Source organism: Prevotella multiformis (assembly GCF_018127985.1).
GTDB lineage: Bacteria > Bacteroidota > Bacteroidia > Bacteroidales > Bacteroidaceae > Prevotella > Prevotella multiformis.
On record NZ_CP072357.1, the window covers coordinates 682,966 to 699,646 of the forward strand.

Here is a 16,681-nt window from a genome sequence, read left to right on the forward strand (position 1 = left end):
ACTCCTTTTTATTTCTCAACCGTATAATCAGCATACTTCCGGTCTACCACGATCAGGAAGAATGGCTGTGTGGTGAAAGAACGCTGTTCCCCCTGCTTAAGTCTGTACTTCAAGACAAGGTGCGCCCTACCTTTCACTGTGAGCGAGAGGGGTGAGAATTCCGTCTCCAGGCTGGTTTCCGGGAGGATATAGGCAATGACGAAATTCTTGCTGAAATCGATCTTCGTCGGCTGTCCGCCCTTGCCCATGTGGGTTGCCTCGCCAAACTCCTTTTCAAAAGCAGCCTGCGAAGTGATTTTTTTTACTACCGGTGCAGCCTCTCCCCCGACATGGAAATAGTTGCGTGCTTCGGTGAAACGGACACGGTTGACACTGTCTGATACGAATTTGTCGGTGCTGCACGATGTCAACAGCATCGTCGCCACAACGAAAGAAACAAATAGTTTTTTCATTGTTAATTCTCTTTATACATAAATGTTAATACCCTTTATATAATAAGGTGGCCTCACGCCCGTATGCCTGTTCTCCTATAATGTCGGAATGACACTTCTGTGACTGACAGAATGCCACACCAAGACATCCTTGGAAACAAAAGTAGTCTTTCTAAATGACTTATCCAATATTCCCCATCAAAAATAAACTAAGTTAACAGATGGCACAGCATTTGTTCATGGATAGTCCGGACAAAGAATTTCTTTGTCAGACAGTACACACAAAAAAAAGAGAAAATATGGCACATGGACATGATGTCCTTCACATGATGGAGGGAAACAGTTATGCAACAAAAGAGGAACTGGTAAAAGCTATCATCGAACATTTCGGAAAAGACGAGCGTTTCCACACCTGTTCTGCTGAGAATATGGATGCCGCCGAACTGGTCGACTTCCTCACTGCCCGCGGCAAGTTCATGCCTGCGGAAGACGGTTTTACCGTAGATGCAAGCAAAATCTGCAATCATTAAAGCGAAGGAATCAGATCGGCATCTGCCACAGTCCGGGTGGAGAACGGCCAAGACCTGTAAGTTAAGTCAAGACAGGCTTCTTCCGGGCAGCTCTGGCGGTTCCATGCTTCCGAGACGATCAGCCCCGGCCCTTTCCGTGAAAGGGACAGCAGACCATACGGCAGAAAGTGTATGCCGGGCATACCGCAATCATGAGGGAAAGCACGAAGAGCCGAAGGTTCCCATCGTATCAACATAGCAGAGAAATCATTTTTTTAGAATATCTTTCAAATCCCAGTATAGATTATGATCAAGATTTATGGAATGAACACCTGTCCCGACTGCATTGCCGTTGACAGGCAGGTTGAGGGAGATGACCGCTACGAGGTCATCGACATTGGCGCACACGTAAAGTACCTGAAAGAGTTTCTGCGCCTGCGCGACAACCATGCTGTATTTGATGATGCCAGAAAACAGGGCTATGCCGGCATTCCCTGTTTCGTGCTGGAGGACGGTACCGTAACGCTTTCCCCGGAGGAGGCAGGCATACGGCTGGATGCCACGCCGGCAGCTTCCTGCAGGCTGGACGGTTCCGGATGCTGACCCGTCCTGCACGTGGCAGGCGTCGGAACACACCGGCAGTGGGGAAACACGGGAAAGGGGACATCCCGGGAGAGCATGCAGACCGCATGCCCGTCCGGGATGTCCCCCTTCCTACGTATATTGCCCTATGCCAGCTGCAGGCTCACCTTATGCTCCCGCACCATCCTCCTCAGATTCAGGATGGCGTAGCGCATACGTCCCAGACTGGTATTGATGCTGACCCCTGTCGTCTCGGCAATTTCCTTGAAAGACATCTCCTGGTAGAAACGCATGAACACGACCTCGCGCTGTGAGGCAGGGAGCAGGTTCATCAGCCGTTTCACATCGGAGAGCGTCTGGCTGTTGACAAACTGGCACTCAACATCAGCGATCACGGTATCATCCCCTCTGACATTCGAAAGATCATTGTCCTTGGGGGCGTCAATCACCTTGTCAGCACGCTGCGAACGGTACCAGTCCATAATGACATTATGGGCGATGCGCATAATCCATGCCGAAAACTTCCCTGTCGGCGAATACCTCCTCTGCTGAAGTTTTGTAATGATCTTCACAAAGGTCTCCTGAAACAGGTCGTCAGCGACATCCCTGTCACGCACGACAAAGAGGATATACGAAAAGAGCTTCGACTGATTGCGCAATAACAACTGATCGAAAGCCTCGTTACTACCTTCTATGTATGACAATGCCAACTGCTCGTCGGTCATCTCATTCAGATTCTCCATTTCTATTATCTTCTGATGAAGTAAAGATGTTTCGATAGGCTTTTCTAACTTTTGTTCTTATTTTGCTTGCAAATATAAGCATTTTTATTTTTTACCGCAAATGTTTCACGCAAAAAGTCACTCGTCCAGCCATTCACTCGCTACGACATGCTTCTTCATACCGGGGATTCCCAGATATTTCTGCTTCACACCATAAAAGGCAATCGGCCTGCCATAGTTCTCTGGATTGTCCGCCAAAGCGATCTCTCGCTTCATCTTCTTTCCCACCATCTGGATGGAGATGACTTTCGCAGGGTCTGTCTCGCCGGGACTGTCTGCCAGAAGAACGGCAGCCTCAAGCGAGAAAGGCGGCTCCCATTCAGCCTGCCTGATGCTTCTGCTGCATGCCCCTACGATGTAGCCTTGCACCCAGACATATCTTTCGCCGAACGAACCGCTGCGGAACGCTGCCACACTATACACGTCCTGTTCAGCCTCATCGTCTGTCGAAGCCGCAGGCACAGGCCCGTCCTTGTCGTCTTCCGAGGGCAAGACGGTCTTCCCGCACCCCACAAGCAGGAGGGCGGAAAAGAGAAGTACTGTCAGTTGATTTCGTTTCATAGGATAGGAATTCGATTAGGTGTTGCAAAGTTAGAAAAAGATTCCCGACATGTCAAGTCCGACGGGAAAGAAACGGAAAAGAAAAGAGGTTGGTGCAGGAAGCTACCAACCTCGAATGCGATTTAGTAAAAAATCTAAATCTTGAAAAACACGTCACAAATATAGGTCAAATTGAACGACAATGCAAATTTTACAGTAAGAAAATAGCGATTTTAACATTGTAAGCGCACACAGTACGGGAGAGGATGAGGAAGTCATCCGGCTGGGATGGAGGAAAAATATACGTCATTAAGTTGCATACCTCATGGGAAATACCTAATTTTGTACGATTATAAACCTTTAAAACAAATTATTATGAACAAAATTCTACGTTTGACGTTCATTGCCATACTTGCAGCAATGAGCTCCTTATCTTTTGCACAGAAAACTGTGACATTCAGTGCGGAACAAGACCATGGAACAACACCAAAAACTGTTACCAAAGATGGCATTACAATTGCTATTACCAAAGGCGCTCTTGACAACAAGTATGCCTACCGAATCTACAAGGGCAGCACATTGACCGTATCATCAGCCAAGGCGGATATCGTGAAGATCGTTATGATATGCGATGATTATTCAAGCGGCGCCTATCTGGCTGATGGTTTCAAGACTGGTCATGGACAGACCATTTCCTCAGACAAGAAGACTGCAACATGGGAAGGTAATACAAAAAAGGTTGAGTTTACGACATCAATACATCAGGTACGTGTAAAAAACTTTACCATTACTTTGAAAGATGTCCCGTCAGGCATTGCGGAAATCAGCAATGCCTCTCTGAACGGGGAGACCCCGATTTACAACCTCGCAGGACAGCGTGTGGGCAAGGAATACAAGGGTGTCGTCATCCAGAACGGAAAGAAGTTCATCAAGAAGTGAGGCCGTTCACACAAATAAGAAGAACAGAAACAGCCCGGCAAGGTTCCGGACAATAATACTTAGGGCAGACAGAGATGTCTGCCTTTTTTAGTTCCGCACGCCCGTGTGGGAGATTCACAGAGACGCATCGTGTACAAGGTGCGTCAGGTTTTCAATGAACCTCCCAATACATCTTGATTTAATAGAGAGAAAACCCGACGTACCGGGAGGAGATCCAGACGTCTTTCCGTTTTGTCTTTATTTTTTACTTCCCACTGAATTGGATAGAGTATGGGGATATATCTTCGACAAGTTCAACGAAAGTAAGCGAAATAGAAGAGAAAAGGGAAATATAGTGTAATGTTAATTTGCTTATAAACAGGAACTTGACCCTTCCATCAGAACAGGTGCTTAGTTGCGATGCAAGAGAGCGTCAGTTGGCCTGCAAGTAAGCACCGATTGACAGGCAGACAGGCACTGATTGGAACACAGACAACGGCCGTCTTGCCAGCACGACCTGCCCAACCTCTGTTCTTTGTGTGCCGGCATGGAGGAAAACCGTTATCTGACAGGCACGATATGTAAAACTATTTCATAGCTTTTCTCCCACCAGTTCCCTGCGCTTTCCGTCTTGAACCGGATGGACACGACTGGATTTAATCCGCTCTCTGCCGTCAATGACCGCATAAAATCCTGTCTTCCATGGGAACATTTTGTCTGCCGCCCGACCGGGCGATTCATCCATTGGCAGCAGTCTCCCGGACAGACGGGTGAGCCATGAGAAAGCGAAAGCCGGCAATCCGTCTGACACAAAGGGATTTTCCTTTCCTTTTTCTTGGCTAATTGACAAATTAATCCTAATTTTGCGGAACTTTGATGGTAAACAACATCGCTTTTTAAATAAGGAAGGGCTGTCTTCCGGCGTTACCCTGCCAGAAACAAAGGATATAGTCAATATCACCTAAAAATATGGATAAGAAAGAATATCTGCGTTCATGGGCTGAGGCCTACAGGAACGACCTGACAAACAACATCATGCCGTTCTGGCTGAACCACGGATGGGACAGAGAGAACGGCGGCATCTACACCTGTCTTGACCGTGACGGATCGCTGATGGACACCACCAAGTCGGTATGGTTCCAGGGACGATGGGCTTTCATCTGTGCCTTCGCATATAATAATGTGGAGAAGAATCCGACATGGCTCGATGCGTCCCGGTCCGCCATTGACTTCCTCGAAAGACATTGCTTCGACAAAGACGGACACATGTATTTTGAAGTAACGGCAGAAGGGAAACCGCTCCGCAAACGCCGTTACGTATTCTCAGAGACCTTTGCAGCCATCGCCTTTGCAGAATACGCACTGGCGACAGGTGACAGGCATTACGCCGAGAGAGCCCTGCGGGTCTTCCACGATGCACAGCGTTTCCTTTCCACGCCGGGTTTCCTGCCCCCGAAATACGAGGCAGGTGTGGAAATGCAGAGCCACTCTATCGTCATGATCCTTATCAACGTGGGATCACGCCTCCGCGAGGTCATCGACGACCCGACGCTGACCCGGCAGATCGACGACTCCGTCTCGCTGCTCCGCCGTTACTTCATGCACCCGGAGTTCAAGGCACTGCTGGAGACGGTGGGGCCGAATGGCGAGTTCATCGATACCAATGCGGCACGCACCATCAACCCCGGACACTGCATAGAGACTTCATGGTTCATCCTGGAAGAGGCGAAACTACGCAACTGGGACAAGGAGCTGCTCGATACCGCCCTCACCATCTTCGACTGGTCGTGGGACTGGGGATGGGACAAAATGTACGGCGGCATCATCAACTTCCGCGACTGTCGCAACCTCCCTCCGCAGGACTACTCACAGGACATGAAATTCTGGTGGCCGCAGTGTGAGACGATCATCGCTTCACTCTATGCCTATCTCGCCACGGGCGACGACGAATACCTCTACCGCCATCAGCGGATCAGCGAATGGACCTATGCCCATTTCCCCGACCCCGATTATCCGGAGTGGTATGGTTATCTCCACCGTGACGGGACCGTCGCACAGTCCGCCAAAGGAAATCTCTTCAAAGGCCCGTTCCACATTCCCCGGATGATGATCAAGGGTTACATGCTCTGTCAGGAAATTCTGAAAACGATGGAATAGAAAAAGAAGACTGTCCCGCCCCCGCCTTTCCGGAATGCCGGAAACAGAATCCCCCATGGCATCCTGCCGACAGGATGCCATGGGGGATTTTTACAGCAGACAGGATATTGACGGACATCTTGACGGAGAGGGTGCTTCCACTGCCGCCCTGTCAAGTCTCACAAAAGATTCTTCAACTGCGAAAAATCATCCAGCCTCATCAGGTGAGGATGATCATACTCTTCAACGACTTCATGCTGCCATACTGTACGGAAAGGGATATGAGCGGCCCAGCCGCCGAGTTTCAGCACCGGTTCAATATCAGACCGGAAGGAATTCCCCACCATCAGCAGCTGTCCCACCTTTATGCCGAACTGACGGCAAAGCCGATGATAAGACGATTCCGTCTTATCCGACACCACGACAAAATCATCAAAATAAGCATGCAGTCCGGAACGCTTGAACTTGCTTTCCTGATCAAGCAGTTCTCCTTTCGTAAACACCACCAGATGATATTTGCCGGCATCATGCAACGTCTTCAGCGTCTCCTCCACCCCGTCTATCGGCTGGGCCGGCAACTGCAACAGCCCCTTTCCAAGCCTGATAATCTTCGTCACTTCGTCAGCCGTCAGCTGCTCGCCGCTCACCCGGGCGGCATTTTCCAGCAATGAAAGTATAAAAGCTTTACAGCCATAACCGAAAAGGGGCATGTTCGCCGTCTCCGTTGCAAAAAGCGCTTCCGACACCTTGTCCGCCGGTGCGTAAGGGGCAAGCAGACGGCAATACTCCTCCTCCACTTTCTCAAAATAAGACTGGCATTCCCACAATGTATCATCAGCATCGAAGGCGATCAGTGATATATCTCCCATAATCTTCACATTTCAAACTGCAAAAGTACGTTTTTTAAACAGGTGTTCAAAATTAATTGCGCACAAATTTAATACAGCCTCTAAAAGCATCACTTCATCAAAAAAGGGCACGTTCCTAACAATACGACAGCTGAATGAAGCCGATGCAGAGAGAACACAGCCGGCAACACGGCGGCTGGCAGAGAGCGGAATGAAAAGAGGCGGTTATACAAGGCGGCGAAACCGACGGCTTCCATCGCATCGACATACGGCTTCATGCGTTTTAAGGAAATTCCTTAAAGCATCTGCTGTCCCTTATTTCGTTTAATTCCAGCGAAGGAAGCTATCGCTTGCTTCAGAACTACCATTGTAAAAATCTGCATTGAAGGCACGGATGTCATGTATCCGAGACATCTTACAGCACACTTCGCCCACACGGAATAAAGTACAACTACAACTCTAAATCTTAAACCTTTATCTTACTGACATTTGCACATCCCGACCCTCTGAAAGAGGCGAACTTTTCAATATTTTTAAGACAGACAATACTTTGAAGAATGAATACTTTTATCTAACTTTGCATCATCGAAGTTTATCAAAACGGAAAACTTTTAGAGAACAGAAAACAAAAAAGTTGTCCAAAACGGACAACTTTCACCTCTACTAAAGACATCATCATGCACGCTGCGGCAAATATCATCCGACTCCGGCGCATTCCCCTACTGATGCTGTCCAATGTCTACACAGTATTCACCGACGCCTAAAAATAAAAGCAAAGCAATGGAAATAAAGAACTTCACAATTACCAAACGCGACGGGTCGAAGGAACGGTTCTCCCTCGACAAGATCATGAATGCCATTCTCAAGGCATTTGAGAGCGTCAACGAACCGACCGACCTGGGAACCATGTCGAAAATCCTCGCCGATCTGGACATCCAGAACGACATCAAAGTAGAGGACATCCAGAACCAGGTGGAGACGGCACTGATGAAAGAAGGCTTCTACAAGGTAGCAAAAAGCTTCATCGTCTACCGCCAGCAGCATACCGAAGACCGCGAGACACTTGAAAAGATGAAGTTCCTTTCGGACTACTGCATTGCCAAGAACGCCGCCACCGGCTCCAAGTTTGACGCCAATGCCAACGTCGAACACAAGAACATCGCGACCCTCATCGGCGAACTGCCGAAGCAGGGATTCATCCGCCTGAACCGCCGTCTGCTCGTCGACCGCATCAAGAAGATGTACGGGAAGGAACTGGCCGAGGAATATATCGACCTCCTCACCCACCACTTTATCTACAAGAACGACGAGACGAACCTCGCCAACTACTGCGCTTCGATAACGATGTACCCCTGGCTCATCGGCGGGACAACCTCCATCGGCGGCAACTCCACAGCACCGACCAACCTCAAGAGCTTCTGCGGAGGATTCATCAACATGGTGTTCATGGTCTCCTCCATGCTTGCCGGAGCCTGCGCCACACCGGAGTTCCTGATGTACATGAACTACTTCATCCAGAAAGAATACGGCAAGGACTACTGGAAGCGGGCCGACGAAGTGGTGGACCTCAGTCTCAGAAAGCGTACGATTGACAAGATCATCACCGATGACTTCGAGCAGATTGTCTACTCGCTCAACCAGCCTACCGGGGCACGCAACTACCAGGCCGTTTTCTGGAACATCTCTTATTACGACCGTCCGTATTTCGAGTCGCTTTTCGGGAACTTCTACTTTCCCGACGGTTCACAGCCCGACTGGGAGAGCCTGTCATGGCTGCAGAAACGTTTCATGACCTGGTTCAATCAGGAGCGTCTGAAGACCGTGCTCACCTTCCCGGTAGAGACCATGGCACTGCTGGCTGAAAACGGTGACTGCAAGGACAAGGAATGGGGCGACTTCGCCGCAAAGATGTACTCAGAAGGACACAGCTTCTTCACCTATATGAGCGACAACGCCGACTCACTCAGTTCCTGCTGCCGGCTGCGCAACGAGATCCAGGATAACGGCTTCTCCTATACACTCGGGGCAGGCGGTGTCTCGACAGGTTCAAAGAGCGTACTGACCATCAATCTCAACCGCTGCATCCAGTATGCTGTCAACCACGACCTCGACTACAAGGAATACCTGGAGCATGTGATCGTATTGTGCCATAAAGTTCAGTTGGCGTATAACGAGAATCTCAAGGAGCTGCTGCACAACCACATGCTGCCACTCTTCGATGCAGGATACATCAACATCGACCGTCAGTACCTCACCATCGGCATCAACGGACTGGTAGAGGCTGCGGAGTTCATGGGTCTGGACATAACTCCTAACGACGGCTACAAGAAGTTCGTACAGACGGTACTCGGACTGATCGAGAAGCAGAACAAGGCTTTCCGCACCAAGGAGGCGATGTTCAACTGCGAGATGATCCCGGCCGAGAACGTGGGCGTGAAACATGCGAAATGGGACCGTGAGGACGGATACTTCGTGCCGCGCGACTGCTACAACAGCTACTTCTACCGCGTAGAGGACAACTCGCTGACCATCCTCGACAAGTTCAAACTGCACGGTGCGCCCTACATCGAACACCTTACGGGTGGTTCCGCCCTCCACATGAACCTCGAGGAGCATCTCTCAGAACCACAGTACCGCCAGCTCCTGCGTGTTGCGGCACAGGAAGGCTGCAATTACTTCACCTTCAACATCCCCAACACCATCTGCAACGACTGCGGCTATATCGACAAGCGTTATCTGCATGAGTGTCCCCGCTGTCACTCCAAGAACGTGGATTACCTCACCCGCATCATCGGCTACATGAAGCGCGTCAGCAACTTCTCCGTTCCCCGTCAGGAAGAGGCACACCGACGCTACTACATCAAGACTTCTGCCGAATCTTCCCAGAAAGGAAAGGGCGTGGAAGAACGTGAGAAAGCACCGGCCGAAGTGAAATGACATAGAGCCACATTTACTCATCACGACCAGCGGAAGCCTGACAGTGTATTGTCCCAGAAGGGGCAGCACTGCCAGGCTTTTATATTCGGCACACAGCATCTCATATAAATTACAGCACCGCATTTGTCTTCCCGGGAGCCGGGACATCTGTCCCCAACAGCCGGGAACACTTCAAGATGAAGTTCAATGCTTGAGGTTGACTACCTTTCATCTTACATTCAAACCTGGTCGACGAGGATTCCTGTAGTATGACGATCCGGATGGTTGACGATAAAAACAGTATTCAACTTTCATCTAACGTTTTCATGGACTTTCCTCTAAAGAGAAAAGCAAATTCTTTATCCCGAAGACTTAGAAATCACAGATTTTATGTAAATTTGCAATGTGAGGAATAAAAACAGACAAGCTATGAAGCATTTACGCACAATCCTGACAGCAGCAATGCTCAGCATTGTTCTCTGTTCATATAGCCAGGAACAGAAACGGTTCCGGATCGTCAACGGGAATGGCATGGAGGCGGTCATCAGCAACTATGGAGCACGCCTCGTCTCGCTGACAGCCTACAACTGGAACGGCAGACTGGAGCCAGTCGTAAAAGGTCATGCCCATGACAATGATTACCAGAACGACAAGAGCCTGGGCGCCACCCTCGTCTACTTCGGGAAGAACAATGAAGAGACGCTGTCTGGGAAGACATGGGAAGTGGTCAGCTCGGACAATCAGTCCGTCTGCCTGCGATATGTGACTTCCGAAGGAGAGAACGGACTGGACGGGAAACTGAATGTGACCGTCACCTATACCCTGTCGGATCAGAATGCACTGGACGTGGACTATCGCATCACGACGACGGCCCGGACACAACTGGAAGTGACAAACGGGATCTGCTTCAATCTGTCGGGAGACATGCACCGCTCCATCCTCAAGCAGCATCTGTGGATCGACGCTTTCCTGTCCAACGCCTACAACAAGCAAAAGCAGCTGACGGGAGTACTGCAGCGCATAAGGAACACACCGTTCGACTTTACCAAACCACGTGAGATCGGCGAGCGCATCAGGCGCACGAACAACGGATATGACAATGCCTACCAGCTGCGCCATCCTGACAATATGCAGAAGCCGGCCGCCATCCTCTTCGACGCACAGAGCGGCCGCGCCATGACCGTCTATTCAAGCGAACCGACACTCTGCATCAACACTTACGGCAAGGCAAGCAGCAGCATCTCCCTGCAGCCCCTCCACTCAGGATACAATAGCGGCATGGAAAAGATAAGCCAAGGACTCGAGCCCGGGCAGGTCTTCCACGGTGCTACGGTGTTCTTCTTCACCACCGATCCTCCATTGCTTATGCGGACAAAATAACACGGGACTATCCAGCTCGTCCTGCTGCTCCCTATAAGTTCCTACCTACAGGTATCCATCGCCTATGCAACTTGAAAAAGCTCTAATTATCTTTAAAATACTTGTCGGGTGACTACTGAATACTTATATTTGCAAGTGAATGAGAAAATATATTTTCATAATAGCAGCCGTTCTGTGTACACCGCTGTATGCACAGAACACAGAAGGGGAACACAACGGTGACACTTCCGCTGTGGAACCCATAGAGTCGGCACGTCTGCAAGGACCACGTGAAGCCACCGAAGCGGAGAAAGCGTATGCGAGGAGACTGGCAGAAGACCGGGAACAGCAGGCACAGATAGACAACAACCTGCCTCTCATCACAGAGAACGGTCAAACCGTTACACCCGGCGGGTTCTATTATCCGGGCTGGGGATACGGCATCGGGCTATGGAGACTGCATGAGGGACTGAATGTAAACCTCGGTGCATCGGCCTTTGCGAGCTTCGGGCATGGAGACTATCACGGTGCAGGCTTCTCACAGGATGTCTCGCTGATGTATGTTACCAACCTGTCAAAGAAAGCGACATTGGCAGTAGGCGGATATGTGAATCATCTCACTTACCGCGGCGACAACTACTTTGTAGGCGGTGTCAATGCTGTTCTCGGCTATCAGTTCAATGAACATTGGAGCGCCTACGCATTCGTACAGAAAGCCTTTACTTCAGACAACTTCCGGAATACCTTTGGATATGCCGGTTACGGTTCACCTTACTGGGGCGGCTATGGAACCTGGGGATACTCCTCCTTCGGCTACGGTCTGGCAGCATACGGATACGACCCGACAGGATGGGACTACGGTGCCGGCATCAGCCGCTATATGGACAGAATCGGTGGCGGCGTAACCTATCAATGGGGTTCCCACAATCAGAACTCCATCTCCGTCAATGTCGAATTTGACCATGTCCCCGCTCAACGCAACGGCTGTTACAACACCGGCAGATATGATTATCCGGTAAGATAAAGGATCATCAACAATCAACAGGAATCCTGACAGGCAGCAGACTGCCGTTTGTCAGGATTCCTGTTTTCATTTCGTCCACCTCAGGCGGAGGCTGTTAAGCACGACACTGACACTGGAGAATGCCATCAGGGCACTTGCCCATGAGGGGGTAATCTGCCAGTCAATGCCGAAAGCATAGAGCAAACCGGCGGCAAGAGGGATGCAGACGATGTTATAGACAAACGCCCAGAAAAGGTTTTCCCAAATCATACGTACCGTATTGCGACTCAGCCGAATCGCCTCCGGAATCGCAGAAAGGTCATTCCCCATAAGCGTCATCTGGGCGACATCCATGGCGACATCCGTCCCCTTCCCGATGGCAATACTTACATCCGCCAGTGCCAGAGCCTGTGTGTCATTGATGCCGTCACCGACCATGGCGACACGCTTCCCTTCGGCCTGCAGCTGCCTGACAAGATTCTCCTTGTCCTGCGGCAGAACCCTGCTGTGGTAGTGCCTGATGCCCGCCTTGTCCGCCCAGTAGCGGGCCGCTTCCTCCTTATCACCGCTCATCATATAGACATCTATTCCGTCCTTCTGCAGGGATTCCATCGCTTCACGGGCATGAGGCTTCAATGTCTCGCGTACTTCAAGGGGAAGGTTGTCAGCCTTTGTAAAGTCGATGTTCCTGTCAGGAATGGTCAGTGTCCCGGTCTTGTCCGTTATCAAGACATTCACCTTGCGCAGGCTTTCCAGAGCTGTGGCATCCTTAATGAGTATCTGCTTCTGGGCGGCTTTTCCGATACCCACCATGAGAGCCGTCGGGGTCGCCAGCCCCATGGCACAGGGACAGGCGGTGACCAGCACCGCCACAGCCGACATGATAGCCTGAGGAAGGAAAGCGCTTCCTCCGATAATCCACCACGACAGGAATGTGACAAAGGAAATACATGCTACGACTGGGACAAATACCAAAGCCGCCTTGTCTACAACCCGCTGCACGGGAGCCTTTGACCCCTGCGCCTCCTCCACCATACGGATGATGTGAGCCAGGGCCGTGTCTTCACCGACCTGACAGGCACGCATACGGAACTTTCCCTGACTCGGTATCGTTCCGGCCAGTACCTTTGCACCCTTCTTCTTCTCTGCCGGAGTCGGCTCTCCCGTAATCATGCTCTCATCGACGTATGCGGCATCTGCCGTCATGAAGCTTTCCGCAGATATAACCTCACCGTCAACAGGCACTTTCTCGCCGGGACGCACCTCCAAGACATCCCCCACTTCTATTGTCGAGACAGGGACTTCCTCTATCTTTCCGCCCTCAACGACATGGGCGGTCTTGGGTGCCATGCCCATCATCTGGCGAATAGAGGACGCCGTACCGTCTTTGGCTTTCTCCTCCAGCAGGCGGCCTGTCAGAACAAAGGTAATGATCATTACCGACGCATCGAAATAAGTATGCCACACAACACCTCTACCCGTCCATGCCACATCACCCCAAAACGTATTGAAGGAGCTGAACAAGAAGGCTATGCCGGTAGACAATGCCACCAAAGTATCCATGCTGGCAGCACCATGGAGCAGCTGCTTCCATGAAGAGACATAGAACTGACGGCCGCAATAAAGCATACTTGCCAGGGCTATCAGCAATGACACCTGGTTGGAAACATCATGCGAACCAAGGTCTATCCACTGCATCGACACACACATTACGGCTATTGCAAACAGCCATGACAGCAGCGTCCTGCGCTTCAGCAAGATGTGCTCATGCTTTTCTATCTCCTCTGCCGACGTCTTCCTGTCAATGACCAGATCATAACCGATTCCATTGATCTCGGTCTTCATCTTCTCAAGTGAAATCCTGTCAGGATCATAGTCTACAAGAGCCGACCGGGCCGGAAGCGACACCGAGGCAGAATTAATGCCGTCAAGTCCATTCAATTTCTTTTCTATATTGGCCGAGCATGCCGAACATGCCATACCAATAACAGGAATGGTCTGTTTCATAATCTATCACTTTTTATCGAATAATTCTTCTGTACAAGGGAAAAGAACCCTTGCCAGATCCACAGAAAGAGACCCCTGCAAAACTCTATTTGTCTCAAAACCATATATTTGATTATCAATAGTCTACGCTTTACGAGGGTCTCATGCAAGGGAGCTTTGCAGAAGTCTCAGAAAGTGGGCAAACAACTCGGACAAGTAAAACCTCATCTGCGGATCCGCCACCACTTTCCACGATTCCATCAGACTTAATATGTCTCTTTAGACCGCACACTCCATCCAGACGAAGAACCAACTATCCGGATGAATCGCAGCGGCTTACAGACTCATTTCATAGCGTCCACTATTGTCAACGGCCGCTTTCAGTTGATCAGGAGTCACCTTGTTCTCATCATACTCCACCGTGACATCAGCATCCTCAAGACTGGCTTCAGCAGTCCGGACACCTGCAACAGCCTTTAAGGCTTTCTCCACATTGGCCTTGCAATGTACACACTTCATACCACTTACTGCAAATACTTTCTTTTTCATTATTCCTGTTCCTTTCTTCATTAATACAATTCATAACAATAGAGGATACTCATCCCCTATCGACTGCAAAGATACATATATATAACAAAAGGTACGTTATAGAATTATGGATAAAAATTACAAGATTCCCTCCATTATCCATAACCAACCAAACAAACACACGAAGCACACTTGGCCAACAACATATTTTCTTGACCAAATCTATCCATTTACGGTTAAGTAACAAGAGAAAAAGACAAGAATATTGTTAATTTAATGTTAAATAAAGGATTTACTTAACCGAAAAAGCTTATTTTATATACCTTTGTGGACAAGTAAAGGCAAGTACTTAACCAAACAGAAAGTGATAAGCCCCCATGGATGCAGAAGAACTAAAAACAATCATCTCATTAGGAGAGAACAGCCGCGTTGAGTTCAAAGAACACTTCAGCAAAGACATTGCCATTGCAGACGAGATTGTCGCATTTGCAAACAGCAAAGGCGGCTACCTCATCTTCGGTGTAGAAGACAAGTCGGGTAAAGTCAAAGGATTAAGCTACGAAGAGATACAGAGAATCAGCGGCCAAGTAGGCAATACAGCCAACGAGAACATTCGCCCTACGCTTTATGTAGAAAGTGAAACCGTAGCCATTGAAGGCAAGAAACTACTTGTCATACATGTCAAGGAAGGCATAAGCAAGCCTTACAAGGACATCAGCGGGAATATTTTCGTCAAACAGGGAGCAGACAAACGACGTATTACAGAGAACAATGAACTTCTGGAGCTGTTCTACGAATCTGGTACTTATCATCCTGATGAAGAAGGCGTAAAGCATACAAGCATCGCAGACCTTGACAAATGGCTGGTAGACAAGTACCTCATGGAAGTGTTCCACAAGAAAGCCTCCGACTTCAGCCTCCCTTTTGAAGCCCTGATGCGCAACATGCAGATCACGACCTTAGACGGCAGGCTGACCTTGGCCGGACTTCTCTATTTCGGCAACATGCCGCAGATGTTCCGTCCGGAAATGGTCATTAAGGCGGTTTCATTCTACGGCAACAGCATCGGAAGTACCAGCTATCGGGACAGCAGAGACATTGACGGGACGATTCCAAGGCTCTTTTCCGAAGGGATGTCGTTCCTCCGAAGCAATCTGCATGCCTTACAGGACGGACAGAACTTCAATTCCGTTGGTCACCTGGAGATTTCAGAGATCGCCTTGGAAGAAGTCCTGCAGAATGCACTCGTCCATCGCGACTATCTGAAACCAGCCGCTATCCGTCTGCTCATCTTCGACAACCGGGTGGAAATCATATCTCCCGGCAAACTGCCTGGAGGAATGGATGTAGACGACATAAAGCTCGGCAACAGCTTCATACGCAACCGTCTGATGGCAAGTTTCTGTGCGAAGACGATGCTTTACCGCGGATTGGGTTCGGGTATCATCCGCGCCATGAACGAGTATCCGAAGATCGACTTCATCAATGACGAATCGGGAAACCAATTCAAATGTGTACTTTACCGTCCTGTTTCGTATGACATGCCGGACATGGTGTCCGAGCCCATAATGGAATATGGCCATCCGTCAAGGCGCATTTCCAGTATAGAGCGATACTGTCCAGAACTTCCCAAGGAAGAAAAAGAACGTGCAGAGAAGATCCTCAGGTTCTGCATGACACCCAAATCGATACTCAACATGATGGAACTGACAGGATATAAAAGCCGGACGAGTTTCCGTCGAAGGATTCTCACACATCTGCTGGATGCACATTTACTGGAACCTACAGACAGGAAGAGTCCCAACAGTCCGAGACAGACTTATATCACAACCTCACTTTATTGAGGCTGTGATATTTTCGGTTCTTCCATTTTAATCAGAGACATAGCCAAGACCGTCAACCGTCTGTGCTGTTATCATCCTCCGATACAAAACCATTTTCATTTTAATACGTGAAAACACAGACAAGATTTTGAAAAGTCATTACATAATTTCAAATAAATCAACTGCAAATAAAAACAAAGCGTGCAAAAATCAGGTCTGTAACCAACAGTCAATCAATAGGTTATTAAGCCGTCCGCAAAAGGTACTTGATTGGACTTCAAAAGGGCGTTGGTAACGTCGTAAGATAATTCTTAAAATGT

Annotated in this window: 14 protein-coding genes; 8 read left to right on the forward strand and 6 right to left on the reverse strand. The window is 49.4% G+C overall.

The window, feature by feature from the left end:
• Positions 1–8 precede the first annotated feature (8 nt).
• Positions 9–452, reverse strand: a complete 444-nt coding sequence (locus J4864_RS02740; protein ID WP_211814510.1) for a hypothetical protein — start codon at positions 450–452, stop codon at positions 9–11.
• 278 nt (positions 453–730) lie between these two features.
• On the opposite strand from J4864_RS02740, the gene J4864_RS02745 reads away from it, so the two are divergent.
• Both J4864_RS02745 and J4864_RS02750 read left to right on the forward strand, forming a co-directional pair.
• On the forward strand, positions 731–961 hold the full coding sequence (locus tag J4864_RS02745) for a YecH family metal-binding protein (protein ID WP_040554821.1): 231 nt from the start codon (positions 731–733) through the stop codon (positions 959–961).
• A gap of 285 nt (positions 962–1,246) precedes the next feature.
• Positions 1,247–1,543 (forward strand): hypothetical protein, encoded by a 297-nt coding sequence (locus tag J4864_RS02750; RefSeq protein WP_007368672.1) that lies wholly within the window; start codon positions 1,247–1,249, stop codon positions 1,541–1,543.
• A 125-nt stretch (positions 1,544–1,668) separates the two neighbouring features.
• Here J4864_RS02750 and J4864_RS02755 read toward each other — a convergent pair whose 3' ends face one another.
• Positions 1,669–2,265 carry a sigma-70 family RNA polymerase sigma factor gene (locus tag J4864_RS02755; RefSeq protein ID WP_211814511.1) on the reverse strand — a complete coding sequence of 199 codons (597 nt, stop codon included), beginning with the start codon at positions 2,263–2,265 and terminating at the stop codon, positions 1,669–1,671.
• Positions 2,266–2,382: 117 nt separating this feature from the next.
• A complete protein-coding gene (locus J4864_RS02760) occupies positions 2,383–2,865 on the reverse strand; it encodes a DUF6359 domain-containing protein (RefSeq protein ID WP_211814512.1) in 483 nt (160 codons plus the stop codon).
• Positions 2,866–3,219: 354 nt separating this feature from the next.
• Here J4864_RS02760 and J4864_RS02765 point away from each other — a divergent pair, with 354 nt between their 5' ends.
• Both J4864_RS02765 and J4864_RS02770 read left to right on the forward strand, forming a co-directional pair.
• Positions 3,220–3,783, forward strand: coding sequence for a hypothetical protein (locus J4864_RS02765; protein WP_211814513.1), 564 nt, complete (start codon positions 3,220–3,222; stop codon positions 3,781–3,783).
• 948 nt (positions 3,784–4,731) lie between these two features.
• Positions 4,732–5,919 (forward strand): AGE family epimerase/isomerase, encoded by a 1,188-nt coding sequence (locus J4864_RS02770; protein WP_211814514.1) that lies wholly within the window; start codon positions 4,732–4,734, stop codon positions 5,917–5,919.
• A gap of 158 nt (positions 5,920–6,077) precedes the next feature.
• Here the strand turns inward: J4864_RS02770 and J4864_RS02775 are convergent, their stop codons facing one another.
• Positions 6,078–6,767 carry an HAD family hydrolase gene (locus tag J4864_RS02775; RefSeq protein ID WP_211814515.1) on the reverse strand — a complete coding sequence of 230 codons (690 nt, stop codon included), beginning with the start codon at positions 6,765–6,767 and terminating at the stop codon, positions 6,078–6,080.
• 759 nt (positions 6,768–7,526) lie between these two features.
• On the opposite strand from J4864_RS02775, the gene nrdD reads away from it, so the two are divergent.
• The 3 genes from nrdD (at position 7,527) to J4864_RS02790 (ending at position 12,045) form a co-directional block, all read left to right on the forward strand.
• Positions 7,527–9,683 carry an anaerobic ribonucleoside-triphosphate reductase gene (nrdD, locus tag J4864_RS02780; RefSeq protein WP_007368682.1) on the forward strand — a complete coding sequence of 719 codons (2,157 nt, stop codon included), beginning with the start codon at positions 7,527–7,529 and terminating at the stop codon, positions 9,681–9,683.
• A 408-nt stretch (positions 9,684–10,091) separates the two neighbouring features.
• Positions 10,092–11,042, forward strand: a complete 951-nt coding sequence (locus J4864_RS02785; RefSeq protein ID WP_007368683.1) for an aldose epimerase family protein — start codon at positions 10,092–10,094, stop codon at positions 11,040–11,042.
• A gap of 139 nt (positions 11,043–11,181) precedes the next feature.
• On the forward strand, positions 11,182–12,045 hold the full coding sequence (locus tag J4864_RS02790; protein WP_211814516.1) for a hypothetical protein: 864 nt from the start codon (positions 11,182–11,184) through the stop codon (positions 12,043–12,045).
• 66 nt (positions 12,046–12,111) lie between these two features.
• Here J4864_RS02790 and J4864_RS02795 read toward each other — a convergent pair whose 3' ends face one another.
• Positions 12,112–14,031, reverse strand: a complete 1,920-nt coding sequence (locus tag J4864_RS02795) for a heavy metal translocating P-type ATPase (protein WP_211814517.1) — start codon at positions 14,029–14,031, stop codon at positions 12,112–12,114.
• A gap of 315 nt (positions 14,032–14,346) precedes the next feature.
• Positions 14,347–14,559: a heavy-metal-associated domain-containing protein gene (locus tag J4864_RS02800; protein ID WP_211814518.1), complete on the reverse strand. Its 213-nt coding sequence runs from the start codon at positions 14,557–14,559 to the stop codon at positions 14,347–14,349.
• 356 nt (positions 14,560–14,915) lie between these two features.
• On the opposite strand from J4864_RS02800, the gene J4864_RS02805 reads away from it, so the two are divergent.
• Entirely contained in the window at positions 14,916–16,382 is a 1,467-nt protein-coding gene (locus tag J4864_RS02805; RefSeq protein ID WP_211814519.1) for an RNA-binding domain-containing protein, read from the forward strand.
• Positions 16,383–16,681: the final 299 nt, after the last annotated feature.

Excerpts from the sequence above, each read along its gene's own strand:
- J4864_RS02740 (WP_211814510.1), bottom strand. The coding sequence starts at position 452 with ATGAAAAAACTATTTGTTTCTTTCGTTGTGGCGACGATGCTGTTGACA.
- J4864_RS02745 (WP_040554821.1), top strand. The coding sequence starts at position 731 with ATGGCACATGGACATGATGTCCTTCACATGATGGAGGGAAACAGTTAT.
- J4864_RS02750 (WP_007368672.1), top strand. The coding sequence starts at position 1,247 with ATGATCAAGATTTATGGAATGAACACCTGTCCCGACTGCATTGCCGTT.
- J4864_RS02755 (WP_211814511.1), bottom strand. The coding sequence starts at position 2,265 with ATGGAGAATCTGAATGAGATGACCGACGAGCAGTTGGCATTGTCATAC.
- J4864_RS02760 (WP_211814512.1), bottom strand. The coding sequence starts at position 2,865 with ATGAAACGAAATCAACTGACAGTACTTCTCTTTTCCGCCCTCCTGCTT.
- J4864_RS02765 (WP_211814513.1), top strand. The coding sequence starts at position 3,220 with ATGAACAAAATTCTACGTTTGACGTTCATTGCCATACTTGCAGCAATG.
- J4864_RS02770 (WP_211814514.1), top strand. The coding sequence starts at position 4,732 with ATGGATAAGAAAGAATATCTGCGTTCATGGGCTGAGGCCTACAGGAAC.
- J4864_RS02775 (WP_211814515.1), bottom strand. The coding sequence starts at position 6,767 with ATGGGAGATATATCACTGATCGCCTTCGATGCTGATGATACATTGTGG.
- nrdD (WP_007368682.1), top strand. The coding sequence starts at position 7,527 with ATGGAAATAAAGAACTTCACAATTACCAAACGCGACGGGTCGAAGGAA.
- J4864_RS02785 (WP_007368683.1), top strand. The coding sequence starts at position 10,092 with ATGAAGCATTTACGCACAATCCTGACAGCAGCAATGCTCAGCATTGTT.
- J4864_RS02790 (WP_211814516.1), top strand. The coding sequence starts at position 11,182 with ATGAGAAAATATATTTTCATAATAGCAGCCGTTCTGTGTACACCGCTG.
- J4864_RS02795 (WP_211814517.1), bottom strand. The coding sequence starts at position 14,031 with ATGAAACAGACCATTCCTGTTATTGGTATGGCATGTTCGGCATGCTCG.
- J4864_RS02800 (WP_211814518.1), bottom strand. The coding sequence starts at position 14,559 with ATGAAAAAGAAAGTATTTGCAGTAAGTGGTATGAAGTGTGTACATTGC.
- J4864_RS02805 (WP_211814519.1), top strand. The coding sequence starts at position 14,916 with ATGGATGCAGAAGAACTAAAAACAATCATCTCATTAGGAGAGAACAGC.